Below are 14,910 nucleotides of genomic sequence, written 5' to 3'. Positions count from 1 at the left end.
CTCGTACTGGACGTACTTGGGCGATTCGGGCGTGCGTCCAGGCGGGATGCCCGGCGTCGCGCGCCTGGCAAGATCCGCCGGACAGGCCCTAGCCGCCGCTGTCGGCCGCCCGCGCCGCGATACCGGGAGCGGGCCGCACGCCGGGCCGTGCGGCGAAGACGCCGAGGGCGTTGGGGATCCTGCGTTCCAGGCCGTGGTCGAGGTGGTTGCGCACGGTGGGCCCGCCGGTGGCGGGGTCGCGGGTGACGAGGGTGGCGGAGGCGCCGCCGTCCAGGTAGGCGCCGTCCGGGCAGCCGAGCCCGCGCAGCACCCGGGCGAGCTCGGTGAGCGTCAGGCCGGTGGAGGTGCCCTCGCGCCCGTCCGTGGACAGCAGCGTCAGCACCCGCCCGCCGTCCGCGAGGCCGACCGCGCTGCGCGGCTCGGCGGTCGTGGCGTCCAGGCCCGCCGGCTCCTGCCCGTCGCGCAGCAGCCGGTAGGCGCCGAGCGCGAAGCGGAAGGGCACCGGGGCGTCCGGGACGAGGCGGTGGTCCACCGCGACCGGGGTGCCGACGGGCAGGCCCGCCAGCACCCGGGCGCCGGCCTCGCGGCCCAGCAGCACGGTGCTGCCCGCCGGGATCGGGCCCGCACCCGGGGTCGGGGAGGTCGCGGCCACCCGGCCCCGGCGGACCGTCACCTCCCAGGTGTCCGCCGTGCAGGGGGCCGCGCGCGACTCGTCGTTCCCGCACGCCGCGCGGGCCCGGGAGACCTCGCCCCACTCCGGCGTGAACACCCCGATCGAACCGACCGGCAGGGCGTACTGGTTCAGCCCGCCCACCGGCCACACCCCGCCCGCGGCCCGCACACCGCCCCGCAGCACCAGGCGCCCCAGCCGGGCCACCCCGTCCGCCCCGACCCCGAGCACGTCCCGGTCGGTCTCCCCCGGCGGCGGCCGCCACCCGAACCGCTGCGCCGACGGCACCGCCGCCTTCAACGCCCGCCCCCGGTACACCTCCGGCCCGGACGGCGCCCCGGTGGCCGGCACCCCCGGGTGCTGCTCCTCGCTGATGTCGAAGAAGTCCCCGTTGACCGCCGCCACCGCACCGCTCGCACCGACCAGCGCGGTCAGCGGCGCCCGGGCCGCCACCGCGCCGGGGAACAGCAGGTCCGCCCGCACACCGGGCGCGCGCAGGTCGGCCCGCACGGCGTACACCCGCGCCCGGCCGTGCGGGGTGGGCACCGTCAGCTCCCGGTAGCCGACGCCGGGCGCGAGCACCGCCCAGTCCGCGGCGGCCTCGGCCCGGGAGGGCGAGGCGGCCGGGCCGATCGGACCCGCGGCCAGCAGGAGGGCGCCCGCGCAGCGCAGAACGGTCTTCATGCCGGCCATGCTGACGCCCACCGCCGAGCCGCCCCCGCACCGCCTGCGGCGCGCCGCCCGGCCGTCCCACCCCCGCAGGAAAGCGGGCGGGACGTTCGCGGGCTCCGGGGGTGTCTCACTCCGGCGGGGCGGAGGGGGTGCGGGGGTGCGGCAGGTTCACCACCACCAGGGCCAGTCCGGCCAGGGTGACGTTGCGGATCGCCGCGTCCAGGCCGTTCCAGGCCTTCGACTGCCACATGGCGAACCACTCGCCGCCGATCCCGATGAATCCGGCCCCGAAGAGGAGCAGCATCAGCAGCAGGCCGAGGGTGCTGAGGCGGCGCGCCGCCTCCGGCCGCAGCCACCAGGCGAGCGTTCCCGCCGTCAGCGCCAGGGCGCTCAGCGCCTCCCAGGCGATGATCGCCACGTAGGCGGCGTTCTGCAGGCCGGGCGAGGTGATGGAGCGCCACATCAGGTCCCGGTCCCGGAAGGTGGTGTCCATCGCCAGCACGTGCTGGACGAAGTGCTGGTTGGTGGCGAAGTCGGTGACGTTCCCGAAGACCACGAGGAGCAGGTAGAGGGCGTTCACGCCGGTGAGCACGGCCGCCGCCGCGGGCAGCGAGCCGAACGCGAGCAGGCGGTCGCGGAGGGTGGGGCCCGGGTCGGCGGGGCGGCTGGTCGGCATGCGGAACAGGCTAGCGCCCGGGGGGGGGGAGTTGGCCCGGCCGCGGTCGGGGTGGTGGGGTCGTTGCGCGAAGGGCTGACGGTTGGTCATGCTCTTGTGCCGTGGCGGAACTTGAGGATGGTCCGGTGCGGGGCGGGACGGGCCGTGCGGACACCGTGCTGGTGGTGGTGCGCGGTCCGAGCGGGGCCGGGAAGTCGAGCGTCGCGGCGCGGCTGCGCGACGCCTACGGCCGAGGCGTCGCGGTGGTGGGCTAGGACGTGCTGCGGCGCACCGTGCTGCGCGAGCGGGACGTCGTCGGCGGGGCGAACATCGGCCTGATCGACCTGGTGGCGCGGCACGCCCTCGACCACGGGTTCCACGTCGTGGTCGAGGGCATCCTCGCCGCCGACCGCTACGGCGCGATGCTGACCCGGCTCGCCGCGGAGCACCGCGGTCGCAGCTTCCTCTACTACCTGGACGTCGACTTCGACGAGACCGTGCGACGGCACGCCACCCGCCCGATGGCCGCGGAGTTCTCCCCCGAGCAGATGGCCGGCTGGTACCGGGCCCGCGACTTCCTGCCGGGCGGGCTGGAGCGGGTCATCGGGCAGGGCAGCACCCTCGACGGGACGGTCGAACGGATCCTCGCCGACACCGCCCTCACGCCGCCCGGCTGGACGCCGAGGCCCTGAGCCCGCGTTCCCGTCCGGCGGCGGAAACCGGGTTGCCCGGGTGGTGGTCGGTCGAGGATCATCCTGGGGTCCTGCACGCCCTCTGACCTCCGGAGACCCATGACCAGCGAACTGTCCGAAGCCCGGGAGCTCTTCGAGTCCGGCGACCCGCAGGGGTCGATGCGGGTGCTGCGCTCCGCTGCGGACCGGCTCCCGCCCGCCGAGGTCGCGCCGCTGCTGGCCGGGCTGGCCCGGGGCGCCGGTTTCGAGGACCTGGCGCAGGCTTCGACGGCGCTGGCGGCCCGGCCCGGGGACGCCGAGCGGCTCTACGACTACGGCTACGCCTGCGTCGAGCGCGGCATCGACGCGGTGGCCGTCCCCGCGCTGCGGGAGGCGCTGCGGCTGGTCCAGGCGCCGCCGGCCGCCGCGGTGCGCACCGGCCTGTTCCGCCGCAGGGCCAAGTCGCAGGCCGCCCCGCAGCTCGGGCTGCGCAAGGTGCTGCTGGAGCTGGTGTCGGCCCTGGAGGGCTGCGAGCGGCACGGCGAGGCACTGGCCGTGCTGCGTGAGCACGACGAGCGGCTCGGCGACTGGCCGGACCGGTACCTGACGGTCTACAACGCCCTGATGGACGGACGGATACCGCTGGCCCGTGAGGTGTTCGGGGCGATGTCGGCCCCCGAGGGGATCTGGGTGGGGCCGGGGCAGCGGGTCGGGCGGATGCTGGAGCGGGCCGCGGAGCTGCCGCCGGTGGACGGGCGGGACCTGCGGGGCTGGCACTACGTGCTCACCGGCGGCCTGCTCACCACCCTCTCGCCGCACGGCTTCGAGCAGGGCATGACCGGCCGCTGGGCCTACCTCCAGGACGACTTCGGGCACTGCCACCACGGTCTGGAGCGGCTGCGCGCCGTCCTGGCCGCCACCGGTCGCACGCCCGACTCGGTCGCGCTGCTGGCCGACCGGGGCAGCCGGGCGCTCGGGCTGGCCGCGGCGCGGCTGCTCGGGGTGCCGGCGGCGCCGTTCCGGCCCGGTACGCCGGGTGCGCTGGTGGTCGCGTACGACCTGAACGAGTGCGATCCCGCCGTGGTGGCGCAGCTGAACGAGCGCGCGGAGGGCCAGTTGCTCTTCGAGCACGCCACCTGCTGGACGGACCCGCCCGCCGTGACGGCCGATGTCTCCACCCTGCTGGGGCAGATCGTGAACGCCCCGTGGGAGCCGGGCCTGCAGTTCGGCGAGGACGGCGAACCGGCGGAGGCCGGGCCCGACCGGCGCTCGGCCGAGGAGCTCGCCGAGGCGATCCTCGCCGCCGCCCCGGAGGCGCCGGAGGGCGACGGCGGGACCCCGGCCGACCCGGACGCGGTCCTCACGGCCTTCGCCGCCCGCGCGGTCGGCTGGCCCGCCGCCGGTCCGCGCGACCGGGTGGCTTCCGCCGGGCCGGTGCGCAGCTCCCGCTTCGCGTGACGGCCCGTCCCCACCCGCCGGGACGAAACCCTCCGGAACAAACAACCCCCCTGGTCACGGGCCTGCCGGGGTCACCTGGGAGGATCTGCGCCATGACGACCGACATCCGCCGCGCGGCGGGCACCAGAACCTTCTCCGACGTCCTGCTGTCGATGGTCGGCCTGCGCCGGGCGAGCACGGAGAAGGACCTGGCCGACCTCCGGGCGGGCACCACCTTGCAGGTGGCCTGTTCGAGCTCGACGCTGGGCACGGTCAGGATGCTGCCGATCGGCAAGGGGCGCACCGTTGCGCACACGGCCTCCGGCTACCTGCACCTCACGGCCGGCTCGGTGGCCTGGCACAACCGGCGCACCGGCGAGGACGTCGCCCTCCGGGGGCCGTTCGGCCTGTCGGCGTCGGGGCAGAAGGCCCCGCACCCGAAGATGGCGCGCTTCGACCTGGTGGCGGACGGGGCGCAGCACGTGATCCTGATCCCCAAGGCCGATGTCCCCCTGGTGACGCAGGTGCTGGAGGCGGCCGGCGCGGCCGGCCGGTAGCGCGCCGGGCCGGGCGGCGGAAGGTCGAAGACGGGCCCTAGGCTCGCCCGCATGGGTCGTGACGGGCAGGGAAGTGACGGTGTGGTTCAGGTGCCGGCGCAGGTGACGGTGCCGGTGCCGCCGTTGGGCGGCTACGAGGCCGGGCGGCTGTTCCACCGGCTGTTGCAGTTGCTCCTGCGGGACTCGAAGGAGGCGGGGCAGCCGGTCGGCCTGCACCAGTACCTGCTGGGTGGCGTGGTGCAGTCGCACGAGCCCGCCCGGGCGCAGGGGGGTGACGCCGGGTCTCAGCAGCCGCGCTGTGCGTGCTGCGGTACGCCGTACCCGTGCCGCACGGTGCTCGGTGTGGCGGTGAGCGCGGGGTTGCCGATCCCCTGGGACTCCCCCGCCGCCGTGGTGCCCGCGCTGCGGGACGCGGGGCTGGAGCCCCGGCCGGGCGGTGAGGTCACGGCGGAGCGGGTGCAGTGGGTGCGCGGCTGGGACGCGCGGCGGACGGCGCAGGGGGCCTGGGAGATCGGCATCGCGCTCGACCGGGGCGAGGTGGAGACCCTGGCGGTGGGGGACGACGCGGCGATGGCCCGCTACCTGGCCGTGGCGGCGGTGGCCCTGGGCAGCCCGTACCCGTACGGCTGGGTCGAGGACGCGGCCGAGGCGGCGGCGGTGCGGCCGGCCGCGCACGCGCAGGTGGCCGAGTGGCGGGAGCGGGTGCGGCTGCCCTACCTGGACGTGCACCGGCAGTACGGGGCGGCCGGGGAGCCCGGGGGCGGGGCGAACTGACGCCCCGGTGCCCGGCCCCGCCCCCGCCCCGCTGTCCTGCCGGGGCGGGGGCGGGGCCAGGCCGCGCGGACCGGTAAGGGGGGCCGTCCGGGCGGTGGACGCTGAGGCTGCCGTACGCCGACAGGGTGCCGGCCAGGTCGCCGGGCGCGTGGCGCAGGGTGGTGTCCAGGAAGGCCAGGGTGGTCGCGGCGACGAGGTGCGGGCTCGCGGTGCGGCCCAGGGAGCCGACGATCTGGGGCACCGGTGGCAGGTACAGCGGGCCGTCCATGAAGGTGAGGTGGGCGGCGCCGGGGACGGTGAGGCGGTAGCCGGTCGCGGTGTCGAGGGCGAGGGCCTCGGTGAGGCGGGGCAGGTAGCGCGGGTCGGTGCCGGGGGTGACGGCCTGGGTGAGCGCGAGCACCGGCTGGTGGAGGGCGGGGGTGGTGGGGCCGTGGGGGAAGCCGTCCAGGTCGATGACGGCGTCGATCCGGGGGTCCCGGCGGGCCGCCTGGAGGGCGGCGGCGCCGCCCATGGAGTGGCCGGTGGCGGCGACCTTGCCGGTGTCCAGGCGTCCGGCCAGCGGGTCGCTGCTCCCGCTCCGGTCCAGGTTCTCCAGCTGGGTGAGGGCGAAGCCGAGGTCGGCGGCGCGGACGGCCGTCCAGCCGGCGGCGAGTTGCTCGTCGGTGTCGCGGTCGCCGGAGGAGGTGGTCGCGGTGCGGATCGTGCGGCCGTCGTCGAGGACGACGGCGGCGGAGTCGTACGGGTGGTCGAGGCCGGCCACCACGTAGCCGTGGCTGGCCAGTTCCTCCGCCCAGGCGGTGTTCTGGGTGCGCACCCCGCCCGCCCCGGGGGAGAACAGGACGACCGGGAACCGCTCGTCCCCGCCGGACACGGGGGCGTTGAAGACCGCGTGGGTGCGGGCCCGCGGGACGCCGTCGACCAGGAAGCCGGGCAGGCCGACGCCGTGGGCGAGGGCGTCGGAGACGGTGCGCGCCTCCTGCTCGGTGCGCCCGAGGTACTGGGCCCGCGGCGCGTCCGCGGGGCTCTTCCGTGCGGGGTACCAGAGTTGGACGACGACGGTGCGCCGGTCGTCGGGGTCGGCGGTGAAGGTCTCGGGGCGCTGGGGGTCGGTCCACTGCACCACCCGGGTGCCGACCGCGAAGGGGCCCGACGGCTCGGGGAACACGGGCACCGGGAAGGCCCAGGCGGCCACCGGCCCCGCCGCGATCAGGCCCACGCAGGCCGCCGAGCCCGGCAGCGCCAGCCACCACCGGGCCCGCCACCCGGGCCGGCCGGGGGCGGCGGGGTCGCCGGGGTCGGTGGCGGGGTCGGCGGCAGAGCGGTGGAGGCGGCGGAGCCGTCGCAGCAGGGGGGCGAGGGCGAAGGGCAGCGCGAGGGCGGCCCCAGCCAGCACCGGCAGCAGTTGCCAGCGGAGCCCCACCACGCCCAGCACCGCCGTGGCCAGGACGAGGACCGCCACCGCCGCGACGGTGACGCGCGGTCGGGCGGCGGGGGGAAGCCAGCGCGCCACCACCAGCGCGAGGGCGCCCAGCACGGCGAGGAACTCGGGAGGGGACATGGACAGTCCCGTGATGATCTCGGTCACGCCGCCATCGTCGGGGCGGGGCACCGGGCGCCGCATCGACCCCCGGTCGCCCCCCGGTCGCCCTCGCCTGCCACCGCGGTCGCAACCGGGCACGCCGCACGGGCGGGTGCGCTGCGACCGCAGGAGGTACCGCACTCCTCCTGTGGTCGTACAGGGCCGGTGGTGCCGTCAGACGGCGGACTCATGTGCGCCACCGCCCCCGCGGCCTACCGTGGCGTGGCGCGCTCAGCGGGCACGGCGCATTCAACAGGACCGTCGGGACCGACGCCGACAGGGATGTGGGGAACGTGGGGATGACCGAGGCGGCCGCGCAGTCCGGCCCGGGCCGGGTGGTGCGAGCGGTGGGGAGCACGCGGCTGCGCGGCCTCCGACCGCCGCCCGCCGTACGGGAGTCGCTGCCGCTCGCGCTGCTGCTGCTCCATGTCGCGGCCACCCGCGCGCCGCGGGAGTTCCCGGTGGCCGCAGCCCTCACGGTGGCCCTCGCGCTGCCCCTGGTGTGGCGGCACCGGGCCCCGCGTGCGGTGTTCGGCGCCGTGGCCGGCGCGGCCTTCGTCCAGTGGCTGGTGGGCGTCCAACTCCCCGCCGATGTCTGCCTGTTGGTGGCCCTGCACGCGGTGGCCGCGCACGCGGGCCGGCGCGACGCGCTCCTCGCCGGCGCCGTCGTGGAGGGCGGGGCGCTGCTGGCGTGCCTGCGCTGGGCGACGGAAGGCGCGTTCCTGGCGCCCTTCGTCGCGCTGAGCGCGGCGGTCGTCGCCGCCGCGGCGCTGGGCGCGAACGCGCGCACCACCCGCGCCTACCTCGCGGCGCTGGAGGAACGGGCCACGCACCTGGAACGCCAGCAGGACCAGCAGGCGCGACTGGCCGTCGCCGAGGAGCGCACCCGCATCGCCCGGGAGGTGCACGACATCGTCACCCACAACCTGTCCGTCATGGTCGCGCTCACCGACGCCGCCGTCCACGCCCAGCACCGCTCGCCCGAGCGGGCCACCGCCGCGATGGTCCAGGCCTCCGAGACCGGCCGTCAGGCCCTGACCGACATGCGGCGCTCGCTGGGCATCCTGCGCACCGACGAACCGGACGCGCAGCGCCACCCGCTGCCCGGCCTCGCCCAGTTGGAGGCCCTGGCCGAGCGGATGCGCGCCGCCGGGCTGGCGACCAGGGTCGAGCTGCGGGGCGGCCACGCCCACGTGCCCGCCACCGCCCAACTGACCGTCTACCGCCTGGTGCAGGAAGCCTTGACCAACACCTTCAAACACTCCCCCGCCGGCACCCGCGCCGAGGTCCGGGTCCGGTGCTCGGCCGCGACCGTGACCGTGGACGTCACCGACAGCGGCCCCGGAACCGCCTCCGGGGGCAGGACCGGGGCGGGGGCCGCTGCGCCCGGCCACGGCATCCCCGGCATGCGCGAGCGCTGCGCCGCCTACGGGGGGACGCTGCGGGCCGGACCGCTCCCGGGCGGCGGCTGGGGCGTGCACACCCGCCTCCTCCTCGACGGCGACGGAGCCGTGCCCGCATGACGATCCGCATCCTGATCGCCGACGACGAGGCGCTGCTCCGGATGGCCTTCGCCACGATCCTGGAGGCCCAGCCCGACATGGCACCGGTGGGCGAGGCCGCGGACGGCGCCCAGGCCGTACGCCTCGCCCGGGAGCTGCGGCCCGACGTCGTCCTCATGGACGTCCGGATGCCCGGGACCGACGGGATCGAGGCGACCCGGCAGATCACCCTGGCCTCCCCGCGGAGCAGGGTGCTGATCCTCACCACCTTCGACCTGGACGAGTACGCCTTCGCCGGCCTCGGCGCCGGGGCCTCGGGCTTCCTGCTGAAGAACACCAGGCCCGAGGAGCTCCTCACCGCGATACGCAACGTGGCCGCGGGTGACGCGGCGCTCTCCCCCCGGATCACCCGCCGCCTGCTGGAGGACTTCCGCCCGCACCTGCCCGACGGCACCCGCACCGGCCCCGGCAGCGGCAGCGGCAGCGGCCAGGACGAGCGGCTGGGCCGGCTCAGCGCCCGCGAGCGCGACGTGCTCCTCCAGGTGGGCCTCGGCCTGTCCAACGCCGAGATCGCGGCCGCCCTGTACCTCGCGGAGGCGACCGTGAAGTCCCACCTGGGGCGGATCCTGCACAAGCTCGAACTCCGCGACCGGATCCAGGCCGTGGTCTTCGCCTACGAGAACCGCCTCGTCCCCCCGGCCTGACACCGCCCGCCCGCGGGCCGGTGAGGACCGACGGAGAGGGGCGGGGCCGCTACCTGCGCCCCTCCTCGTCCTCCTCGCCGTCCGGCGGCAGGCCGACCTCCTCGCGGTCCTCCTCGGTGCGCTCCTCCAGCTCGGCCTCGTCGGGGCGCCGGGGCAGGCCGCGGCCGTGGCCGGTGTCGGGATCGCCCTCGACGTCCTTGTTCGACTTGTGGTGCGACATGGGGATCCTCCTCGGCCGGACGGCCCCTGGTCGGGTACGGGCTCGGTACGGGTTCGGTACGCGCCCCCTCCCATCACCTCTCCGGGCCCGGCGGCCCGCAAGTCGGGCGGGCGGCCGCGGGCGGCCGCGGGCCGGCCGGTCCGCTTGGGCGTTGGCCGTACGGCGGGCGGGTGGCGACGGTACCGTGCTGGGCATGCGAATGACCGAACGCCTTTGGGCGGCAACGGTGTTGGCGATCACCTGTGCGGGGCTGGGCGGGTGCTCGGGGGCGGGCGCCCCGGCGGCGGACACGGCCGCGAGCACCCCGGCGGGCGCGGGTACCGGAGCCGGTACCGGAGCGGGCGCGGGCGGCGGGGCCGAGGAGGTCGAGGGGACCGAGCTCGGCTCCGGCCACCTGCGGCAGATCGTCGAGTCGGTGTACCTGTCCGGCACGGCGGGGCTGCGCGGCGGCGAGGTGCTGCGGCCCGGGCCGGGCAAGCCGCTGGCGCTCTCGCCCTGCCGGCTGGAGGCGCCGCGGGTCGGTGTGCGGATCGACGACAAGGTCCGCACCGGGGCTCCGACGGTGCCCGTGCCGGCCCTGTACGAGCTGCGGGTGCCCGCCGCGGCGGACGGGATGTGGGCGAGCGTGTACGTGCTCGCGCGCGGCACGGACAGCACGAAGCTGCTCGCCGACGTGGTGACGGCCGGCCGGACGTGCGAGCCGCGCACGGTCGCGCCCGACGACCCCCGCTCGCGGTCCACCGTGCCGGTGGCGACCACCGTGGGGATCACCACCGGGACGGAGGGCCCGGGCGTGGCCGTGCTCACCCGGTCGGTGTCCGCCGCCCCGGGCGCCACCACCCCGCCCGCGGGCCCCGGCTGGACCATCGGCCCGGACGGGAAGCTGGTGCCCGACGGCGACCTGCGGGCCTCCCCCGCGTCGGGCCCGGTGGACGTGGACTACGGCGAGGCGGTGTTCTACGGCACCAACGGCCGGGTCCTGGTCGAAATGGTCAGGGTCGGCGGGAACCGCACCCCGACGAACGCCTCCCCCGGTGCCCCGGCCGCCGAGGAGGCCTACCCGGCCGCACAGCGGGCCCTGAGAGAACTGCTCGCCGGCTTCAAGGGCCTGCCGGACTGACCCCGCCGCCGGGCGCCGGGAACACCCGGCGGGAGGAGCGGCCCGCACCGACCGCACCGACCCGCGGGCACGGGCGCGGGCGCCTCACTCGGTGTCGGCCACCGGGACCTCGTCCTCGCGGATGATGATGTGGTCCTCGCCCTCGATCTTGATCTCGGTGCCCGCGTAGCCCTTGGCCGGGGCCTTGTCCTCGGCGGACGTCGTCGCCTCGTTGTCCTCGCTCATGTCTCCTCCTTCTCCTTCCGGTCGACGCCGTGTCGACCCGCACCGATCCTGTCATGACGGACCGTCACCAGAAGGTCACTCGCACGGATCGGAGGAACCCTCCCCCACCGAGCGGTCCTTCCCGGCGGGGCGCGGTTCAGGGGGCGGTGAACAGGGCGGGGAAGGCCGGGGCCAGCCAGGGGCGGCGGCCCCAGGCGAGGACCTTGCCGCGCAGCAGGGCGTCGGTGGCGCCGAGGCGGCCCAGGGCCATGAGGAAGAACGCCACCGGCTCGGTGAGGATCGTGCAGTCCGGGCGGCGCGGCGGCTGCGGGCTCACCGTGGCGGCGCCGTCCGCGAAGGTAACCGCGAAGCCTTCCAGGCCGCGGATCCGCAGGCGGTAGCAGGCGTTGTGGCCGGCCGCGGCGCGGGGATCGACCACCCACGGCATGGCGGTGCGCAGGAAGGGCAGCGTCAGCGCGACGCGCCGGCGGTCCAGCGGGTGCGGGCGGCCGAGGGCGCGGGCGATGTCGTAGAGGTGGGCCAGCATGTGGGTCAGCAGGTAGGCGGTGAGGGCGTCCAGGTCCATCGCGCCGAGCGGGGTCGCCACCGGGGCGGTGCCGGGGCGCGGGGTGGCCGCCGCGGTGAACTCCCGTGCCCGCTCGGCGATCTGCGCGGCGAGGACGGCCGGGTCGCGTTCGGGCCGGGCGGCCAGGGCGGCCGCGTTCGCGGCGGCCAGCGAGCCGGGGGTGCCGTCGCCGTAGGGCCGTTGCCCGCCGGCGGCCAGGGCGGCCATCAGCTCGTTGGCCATCGCGAGGTGGGCGGCGGCTTCGGCGACCGTCCAGGTGGATCCGGGGACGGGGGTTCCCCCGTCGCAGCCGGCCAGCAGGGCGGGGGCCTCGTCGCCGACCTCGGTCACCGCCCGCAGGAGCGCGGTGCGGGCGGCACCGGGGCCGGCGGCGCCGGGGCGGTGCGGGGGCTGCGGGGCGTTCATGGGGGTGAAGCGTGGCCCACTCCCCCGCCGCTGTCCAGGGGTACGGCGCGGTCGGCACGGTCGGTGCGGGGACAGGACCGGGCCCCCGCCCGGCGGGCGGGGGCCGTCGGGCCTGGGCGGTCCGACGCTCCGTCAGTGGGCGACGATCTGGAGGTTGGCGCTCTGGCCGGCGGTGCCGCCCACGTAGAAGGTGTGGCCGTCGGGGCCCAGCGCCAGGCCGGTGAGGCCGTCCTCGTCGAGGTCTCCGGCGCTGTCGGCGGGGACGGGGGCGCCGGTGGCGGTGTCGAGGGCGAGGACGGAGGTGCTGCTCGTGCCGTAGTTGCTGTCGGCGAGGTAGAGCCGGGTACCGTCGGCGCTGACCTGCGGGTTCTCCAGGGCGTCGCTGCCGGTGGCGGGGTGGAAGGTGGTGGTGACGGTGTCGGTGGCCGGGTCGATGACGGTGCTGGCGCCGCTGCCGAGTTCGGCGAGGCCGAACAGGCGCTTGCCGTCGGGGGTGAACGCCAGGTTGTAGTCCAGGTTCGTGGCGGTGCCCTGGACGGTGCCGGCCACGGTCGGCGCGGTGGCGGCCGCGGCCACGTGGACCACGCCCTGGCTGGTGCCGACGTACACGTCGCCGGTGCCCGGGCGGGCCGCGGGAGCGCCGACGTAGGGGGCCTGGACCTGGACGGATGCGGTGAAGGCCCGCTGCGCGGTGGCGAAGGCCAGGATCCGGCTCTGGCCGTTCTGCCGGTAGGCGGTCGCGCCGTTCTGGGAGACGTACAGGGTGGCACCGTCCGGGCTGAGGGCCAGTCCGGAGGTGGAGCCCGCGGTCCAGCCGGCGGGGCGCGGCTGGTCGGGCAGGGCGAGGGTGGCGAGCAGGGTCAGGGTGGCGGTGTCCACCACGCTGAGGCGCTGGCCGTCGAGGACGTACAGGCGCGAGCCGTCCGCGCTGAGGGCCGGGTGGGCGCTCCACTGGAGGGTGCCCAGGGCCAGGCGGGCGGTGACGGCGCCGGTCTGGGTGTCCACCGTCTTCACGGTGGAGGTGTTGTCGGCCTCGGTCACCACGACGTAGGCCTTGGCGCCGTCGGGGCTGACCACCGGCACGACGCCCCGGGCACCGACGGCGATGGTCGCCTCGGTGCCGGACAGCGGTGCGGCAGCGGTGGCGGCGGTGCCGGTGAGGGCGAGCAGGGCCGTGGTGGCGGCCGCGGTGAGCGTGGCGGCGGTACGGCGGTGGGTCGTGCGGGACATCGGTTTCCCCCTCGTGGAACGTGCGGTGCCGTGCGGCGTGGTGGCGGGCCGTCAGCGCTGGATGACCTGCGGACCCGCGGTGCCGGGGGGCAGGCTAGCCGATGCGGATGAAGATCCGATCGACGTACGGGCGAGCGCACGGTGACCACTCGTCGGCCGCAGCTCGTCGGCTACGGCTCGGCGGCTACGGCTCGTCAGGGGCGCTGCCGGTGGCGGTGCCCAGGTGCCAGGCCTCGATGTCGCGGTAGTGGATCGGGCCGGGGCCGCGGCCGGTGTTGCTGCCGACCAGGTGGAGGCGTTCGGCCCGCCAGGGGCGGCCGTGGAAGCCGGTGAGGCCGGCCGCGGCCAGCGGGACGCCGGTGGGGTCGTCGCGGCGGGCCCGGGCCAGGGTCAGGTGGGGGCGCAGCGGGCGGTCGTGGAAGTCGATGCCGCAGGTCCTGGCCAGGGTGCGGACGTCGGTGGCGAGTCGGTGCAGGGCTTCGAGGTCGCCGTCGATGTCGGCCCACAGGAGGCGGTCGTCGAAGTGGCCGCCGCCGTGCAGGCCCAGGCGCGGGGCGGGGTGCGCGGGGGCCAGGGCGGCCAGGGCGGTGCGCAGCGGCGGTACGGCGGTGGTGGGCAGTTCGCCGAGGAAGGCGAGGGTGATGTGCCAGTCCTCGATCCGGTTCCACCGCAGCCGCGGGTAGGCGGCGTAGGCGGGGCGGAGGGCGTGGGCCAGCTCGTCCTTGGCGTCGTCGGGTGGGGCCAGGGCCACGAAGACGCGCCGGGTCGAGGGTTCGGGGTGTTCGTCCACGGGGGATTTCTAGCACCCCGGCCGTCGGGTGGATCGGGGCGGGGACCAGGGGCGGGGCTCGGGGGCGGGGGTCAGCGGGCGGCCGGGGCGAGGTCGAGGACGACCAGCTTGTCCGTCCGGTAGCCGTCGAGGTCGGGGTTGTGCCAGGACTGGCCCGCGCGGATCCGGTGGAACCTGAACGTGGCGTTCGTCCCGTTGGCCGCGACGATGCAGCGCACCGGGCCCGGGTGGTCCGCTCCGGTGAGGAGGCGGCGGAACTCCAGGGCGAGGGCGATCCCGTGCAGGAGGAGGAGCCGTTGGCCGTCCTCGGAGATCTGCGGGGCGTCGTCGACGGTCCGGACCTCGACGGGGACGTGGTCCTCCAGGTGGAAGGAGCTGTCGGCGCACTCCCAGGCGGTGAGGTCGGTGAAGGCGGCGGGCGCGGCGCCGGCGTCGGCCGTCGAGTCGGCCCAGGTGAGGACGGCTCCGCGGCGGGTGATCCCGTCGGCGAGGCGGCCGCGCAGGCCGGGGGCGAGGCCGCCGGGCGGCGTCAGGGCGGCGGGGTGGTCGTGCACTCCGAGCGCCTGGGCGGCGGCGTCGTTCATCGTCAGCGACAGCATGTGGCCCATGGTCGCAGCAGTTGGAGCAGGGGGCTGGGGTCCCGGGCGGGAGGGGTCAGTCTCCTTGGGACCAGGCGGCGACGGGCAGCGAGAGGTAGACGCCGAAGTCGGTGAGCCCGGTCGCGGCGCGGATGTTCGCGTGGAGGGTGTCCACGCGTTCCTGGCGGTCGGCCGCGCGGCTGGCGAACCACTTCGACTTGACCTCGATCACCACCGCCAGGCCGCTGCGGTCCAGCGGGCCCAGCGGCCGGAAGCGCAGTTCGACGTCGCCGGGTCGCAGGTCCCCGTCGTACGGCTCCTCGGGGCACTCCACGGCCAGGGACACCAGGTGCGGCAGCACCGAGCCCAGCTCGCGCAGGGTGGACTCGGGCACGGTGGGCGCGTGGGTCACGTCGACGAGCGGCATGTCCGCCACCCTAGTCGGGGCCCGGCCAGGGCCGGTGGTGGGGGCCCCCGGGGCGCCCCGGGGGGCACCCCCCCCCGGGGGTCCCGGGCGTGGGGGCCCCCCGGGTACCCCGGGCGGGCGTAGGGGCGC

Annotated in this window: 16 protein-coding genes and 1 pseudogene; 6 read left to right on the top strand and 11 right to left on the bottom strand. The window is 76.8% G+C overall.

Features of this window, described 5'->3' with window-relative positions:
- Positions 1 to 88: 88 nt before the first annotated feature.
- Both ACFXPX_RS07545 and ACFXPX_RS07540 read right to left on the bottom strand, forming a co-directional pair.
- Entirely contained in the window at positions 89 to 1,354 is a 1,266-nt protein-coding gene (locus ACFXPX_RS07545) for a phosphodiester glycosidase family protein (protein WP_380640034.1), read from the bottom strand.
- A 115-nt stretch (positions 1,355 to 1,469) separates the two neighbouring features.
- Positions 1,470 to 2,018: a DUF2165 domain-containing protein gene (locus ACFXPX_RS07540; protein WP_380525360.1), complete on the bottom strand. Its 549-nt coding sequence runs from the start codon at positions 2,016 to 2,018 to the stop codon at positions 1,470 to 1,472.
- Between the two features lie 125 nt (positions 2,019 to 2,143).
- Between ACFXPX_RS07540 and ACFXPX_RS07535 the strand changes: the two are divergent.
- The 3 genes and pseudogenes from ACFXPX_RS07535 (at position 2,144) to ACFXPX_RS07525 (ending at position 4,662) form a co-directional block, all read left to right on the top strand.
- A pseudogene (locus tag ACFXPX_RS07535) lies at positions 2,144 to 2,689 on the top strand (AAA family ATPase).
- A gap of 99 nt (positions 2,690 to 2,788) precedes the next feature.
- Positions 2,789 to 4,126: a tetratricopeptide repeat protein gene (locus ACFXPX_RS07530; RefSeq protein WP_380640032.1), complete on the top strand. Its 1,338-nt coding sequence runs from the start codon at positions 2,789 to 2,791 to the stop codon at positions 4,124 to 4,126.
- 92 nt (positions 4,127 to 4,218) lie between these two features.
- Positions 4,219 to 4,662 carry a hypothetical protein gene (locus ACFXPX_RS07525; RefSeq protein ID WP_380640030.1) on the top strand — a complete coding sequence of 148 codons (444 nt, stop codon included), beginning with the start codon at positions 4,219 to 4,221 and terminating at the stop codon, positions 4,660 to 4,662.
- A 284-nt stretch (positions 4,663 to 4,946) separates the two neighbouring features.
- Here ACFXPX_RS07525 and ACFXPX_RS07520 read toward each other — a convergent pair whose 3' ends face one another.
- Both ACFXPX_RS07520 and ACFXPX_RS07515 read right to left on the bottom strand, forming a co-directional pair.
- Positions 4,947 to 5,108, bottom strand: coding sequence for a hypothetical protein (locus ACFXPX_RS07520; protein ID WP_380640028.1), 162 nt, complete (start codon positions 5,106 to 5,108; stop codon positions 4,947 to 4,949).
- Positions 5,105 to 7,057: an alpha/beta hydrolase family protein gene (locus ACFXPX_RS07515; RefSeq protein ID WP_380640026.1), complete on the bottom strand. Its 1,953-nt coding sequence runs from the start codon at positions 7,055 to 7,057 to the stop codon at positions 5,105 to 5,107. Before ACFXPX_RS07515 ends, ACFXPX_RS07520 begins: the two co-directional genes overlap by 4 nt.
- A gap of 257 nt (positions 7,058 to 7,314) precedes the next feature.
- Here ACFXPX_RS07515 and ACFXPX_RS07510 point away from each other — a divergent pair, with 257 nt between their 5' ends.
- Together ACFXPX_RS07510 and ACFXPX_RS07505 are read left to right on the top strand one after the other, a co-directional pair.
- Positions 7,315 to 8,538: a sensor histidine kinase gene (locus ACFXPX_RS07510; RefSeq protein ID WP_380525351.1), complete on the top strand. Its 1,224-nt coding sequence runs from the start codon at positions 7,315 to 7,317 to the stop codon at positions 8,536 to 8,538.
- A complete protein-coding gene (locus ACFXPX_RS07505; RefSeq protein ID WP_380640024.1) occupies positions 8,535 to 9,221 on the top strand; it encodes a response regulator in 687 nt (228 codons plus the stop codon). Before ACFXPX_RS07510 ends, ACFXPX_RS07505 begins: the two co-directional genes overlap by 4 nt.
- Positions 9,222 to 9,270: 49 nt before the next feature.
- Here the strand turns inward: ACFXPX_RS07505 and ACFXPX_RS07500 are convergent, their stop codons facing one another.
- Positions 9,271 to 9,441 (bottom strand): hypothetical protein, encoded by a 171-nt coding sequence (locus ACFXPX_RS07500; protein ID WP_375894974.1) that lies wholly within the window; start codon positions 9,439 to 9,441, stop codon positions 9,271 to 9,273.
- 199 nt (positions 9,442 to 9,640) lie between these two features.
- On the opposite strand from ACFXPX_RS07500, the gene ACFXPX_RS07495 reads away from it, so the two are divergent.
- A complete protein-coding gene (locus ACFXPX_RS07495) occupies positions 9,641 to 10,561 on the top strand; it encodes a hypothetical protein (RefSeq protein ID WP_380640022.1) in 921 nt (306 codons plus the stop codon).
- An 84-nt stretch (positions 10,562 to 10,645) separates the two neighbouring features.
- Here ACFXPX_RS07495 and ACFXPX_RS07490 read toward each other — a convergent pair whose 3' ends face one another.
- The 6 genes from ACFXPX_RS07490 to ACFXPX_RS07465 form a co-directional block, all read right to left on the bottom strand.
- Positions 10,646 to 10,786: a hypothetical protein gene (locus ACFXPX_RS07490; protein WP_380525347.1), complete on the bottom strand. Its 141-nt coding sequence runs from the start codon at positions 10,784 to 10,786 to the stop codon at positions 10,646 to 10,648.
- A 136-nt stretch (positions 10,787 to 10,922) separates the two neighbouring features.
- Positions 10,923 to 11,756 (bottom strand): maleylpyruvate isomerase family mycothiol-dependent enzyme, encoded by an 834-nt coding sequence (locus tag ACFXPX_RS07485; protein WP_380640020.1) that lies wholly within the window; start codon positions 11,754 to 11,756, stop codon positions 10,923 to 10,925.
- A 132-nt stretch (positions 11,757 to 11,888) separates the two neighbouring features.
- Positions 11,889 to 12,986: a hypothetical protein gene (locus tag ACFXPX_RS07480; RefSeq protein ID WP_380525344.1), complete on the bottom strand. Its 1,098-nt coding sequence runs from the start codon at positions 12,984 to 12,986 to the stop codon at positions 11,889 to 11,891.
- 184 nt (positions 12,987 to 13,170) lie between these two features.
- The gene (gene thpR / locus ACFXPX_RS07475; protein ID WP_380525343.1) at positions 13,171 to 13,776 is read right to left on the bottom strand and encodes an RNA 2',3'-cyclic phosphodiesterase; all 606 of its coding nucleotides are present in this window, start codon (positions 13,774 to 13,776) and stop codon (positions 13,171 to 13,173) included.
- 71 nt (positions 13,777 to 13,847) lie between these two features.
- A complete protein-coding gene (locus tag ACFXPX_RS07470; protein WP_380640018.1) occupies positions 13,848 to 14,375 on the bottom strand; it encodes a hypothetical protein in 528 nt (175 codons plus the stop codon).
- Positions 14,376 to 14,430: 55 nt separating this feature from the next.
- Positions 14,431 to 14,781, bottom strand: a complete 351-nt coding sequence (locus ACFXPX_RS07465) for a hypothetical protein (protein ID WP_380525341.1) — start codon at positions 14,779 to 14,781, stop codon at positions 14,431 to 14,433.
- Positions 14,782 to 14,910: the final 129 nt, after the last annotated feature.

The sequence above is a fragment of the Kitasatospora sp. NPDC059146 genome (assembly GCF_042786665.1).
In the GTDB taxonomy this organism is placed as follows: Bacteria; Actinomycetota; Actinomycetes; order Streptomycetales; family Streptomycetaceae; genus Kitasatospora.
Note: the sequence above shows the minus strand (reverse complement) of the source record. Positions and strands in the feature narration are given on the sequence as shown.

Bases quoted from the DNA above. Each gene is read 5' to 3' on its own strand.
- ACFXPX_RS07545 (WP_380640034.1), bottom strand. From the start codon at position 1,354: ATGAAGACCGTTCTGCGCTGCGCGGGCGCCCTCCTGCTGGCCGCGGGT.
- ACFXPX_RS07540 (WP_380525360.1), bottom strand. From the start codon at position 2,018: ATGCCGACCAGCCGCCCCGCCGACCCGGGCCCCACCCTCCGCGACCGC.
- ACFXPX_RS07530 (WP_380640032.1), top strand. From the start codon at position 2,789: ATGACCAGCGAACTGTCCGAAGCCCGGGAGCTCTTCGAGTCCGGCGAC.
- ACFXPX_RS07525 (WP_380640030.1), top strand. From the start codon at position 4,219: ATGACGACCGACATCCGCCGCGCGGCGGGCACCAGAACCTTCTCCGAC.
- ACFXPX_RS07515 (WP_380640026.1), bottom strand. From the start codon at position 7,057: ATGCGGCGCCCGGTGCCCCGCCCCGACGATGGCGGCGTGACCGAGATC.
- ACFXPX_RS07510 (WP_380525351.1), top strand. From the start codon at position 7,315: ATGACCGAGGCGGCCGCGCAGTCCGGCCCGGGCCGGGTGGTGCGAGCG.
- ACFXPX_RS07505 (WP_380640024.1), top strand. From the start codon at position 8,535: ATGACGATCCGCATCCTGATCGCCGACGACGAGGCGCTGCTCCGGATG.
- ACFXPX_RS07500 (WP_375894974.1), bottom strand. From the start codon at position 9,441: ATGTCGCACCACAAGTCGAACAAGGACGTCGAGGGCGATCCCGACACC.
- ACFXPX_RS07495 (WP_380640022.1), top strand. From the start codon at position 9,641: ATGACCGAACGCCTTTGGGCGGCAACGGTGTTGGCGATCACCTGTGCG.
- ACFXPX_RS07490 (WP_380525347.1), bottom strand. From the start codon at position 10,786: ATGAGCGAGGACAACGAGGCGACGACGTCCGCCGAGGACAAGGCCCCG.
- ACFXPX_RS07485 (WP_380640020.1), bottom strand. From the start codon at position 11,756: ATGAACGCCCCGCAGCCCCCGCACCGCCCCGGCGCCGCCGGCCCCGGT.
- ACFXPX_RS07480 (WP_380525344.1), bottom strand. From the start codon at position 12,986: ATGTCCCGCACGACCCACCGCCGTACCGCCGCCACGCTCACCGCGGCC.
- ACFXPX_RS07470 (WP_380640018.1), bottom strand. From the start codon at position 14,375: ATGCTGTCGCTGACGATGAACGACGCCGCCGCCCAGGCGCTCGGAGTG.
- ACFXPX_RS07465 (WP_380525341.1), bottom strand. From the start codon at position 14,781: ATGCCGCTCGTCGACGTGACCCACGCGCCCACCGTGCCCGAGTCCACC.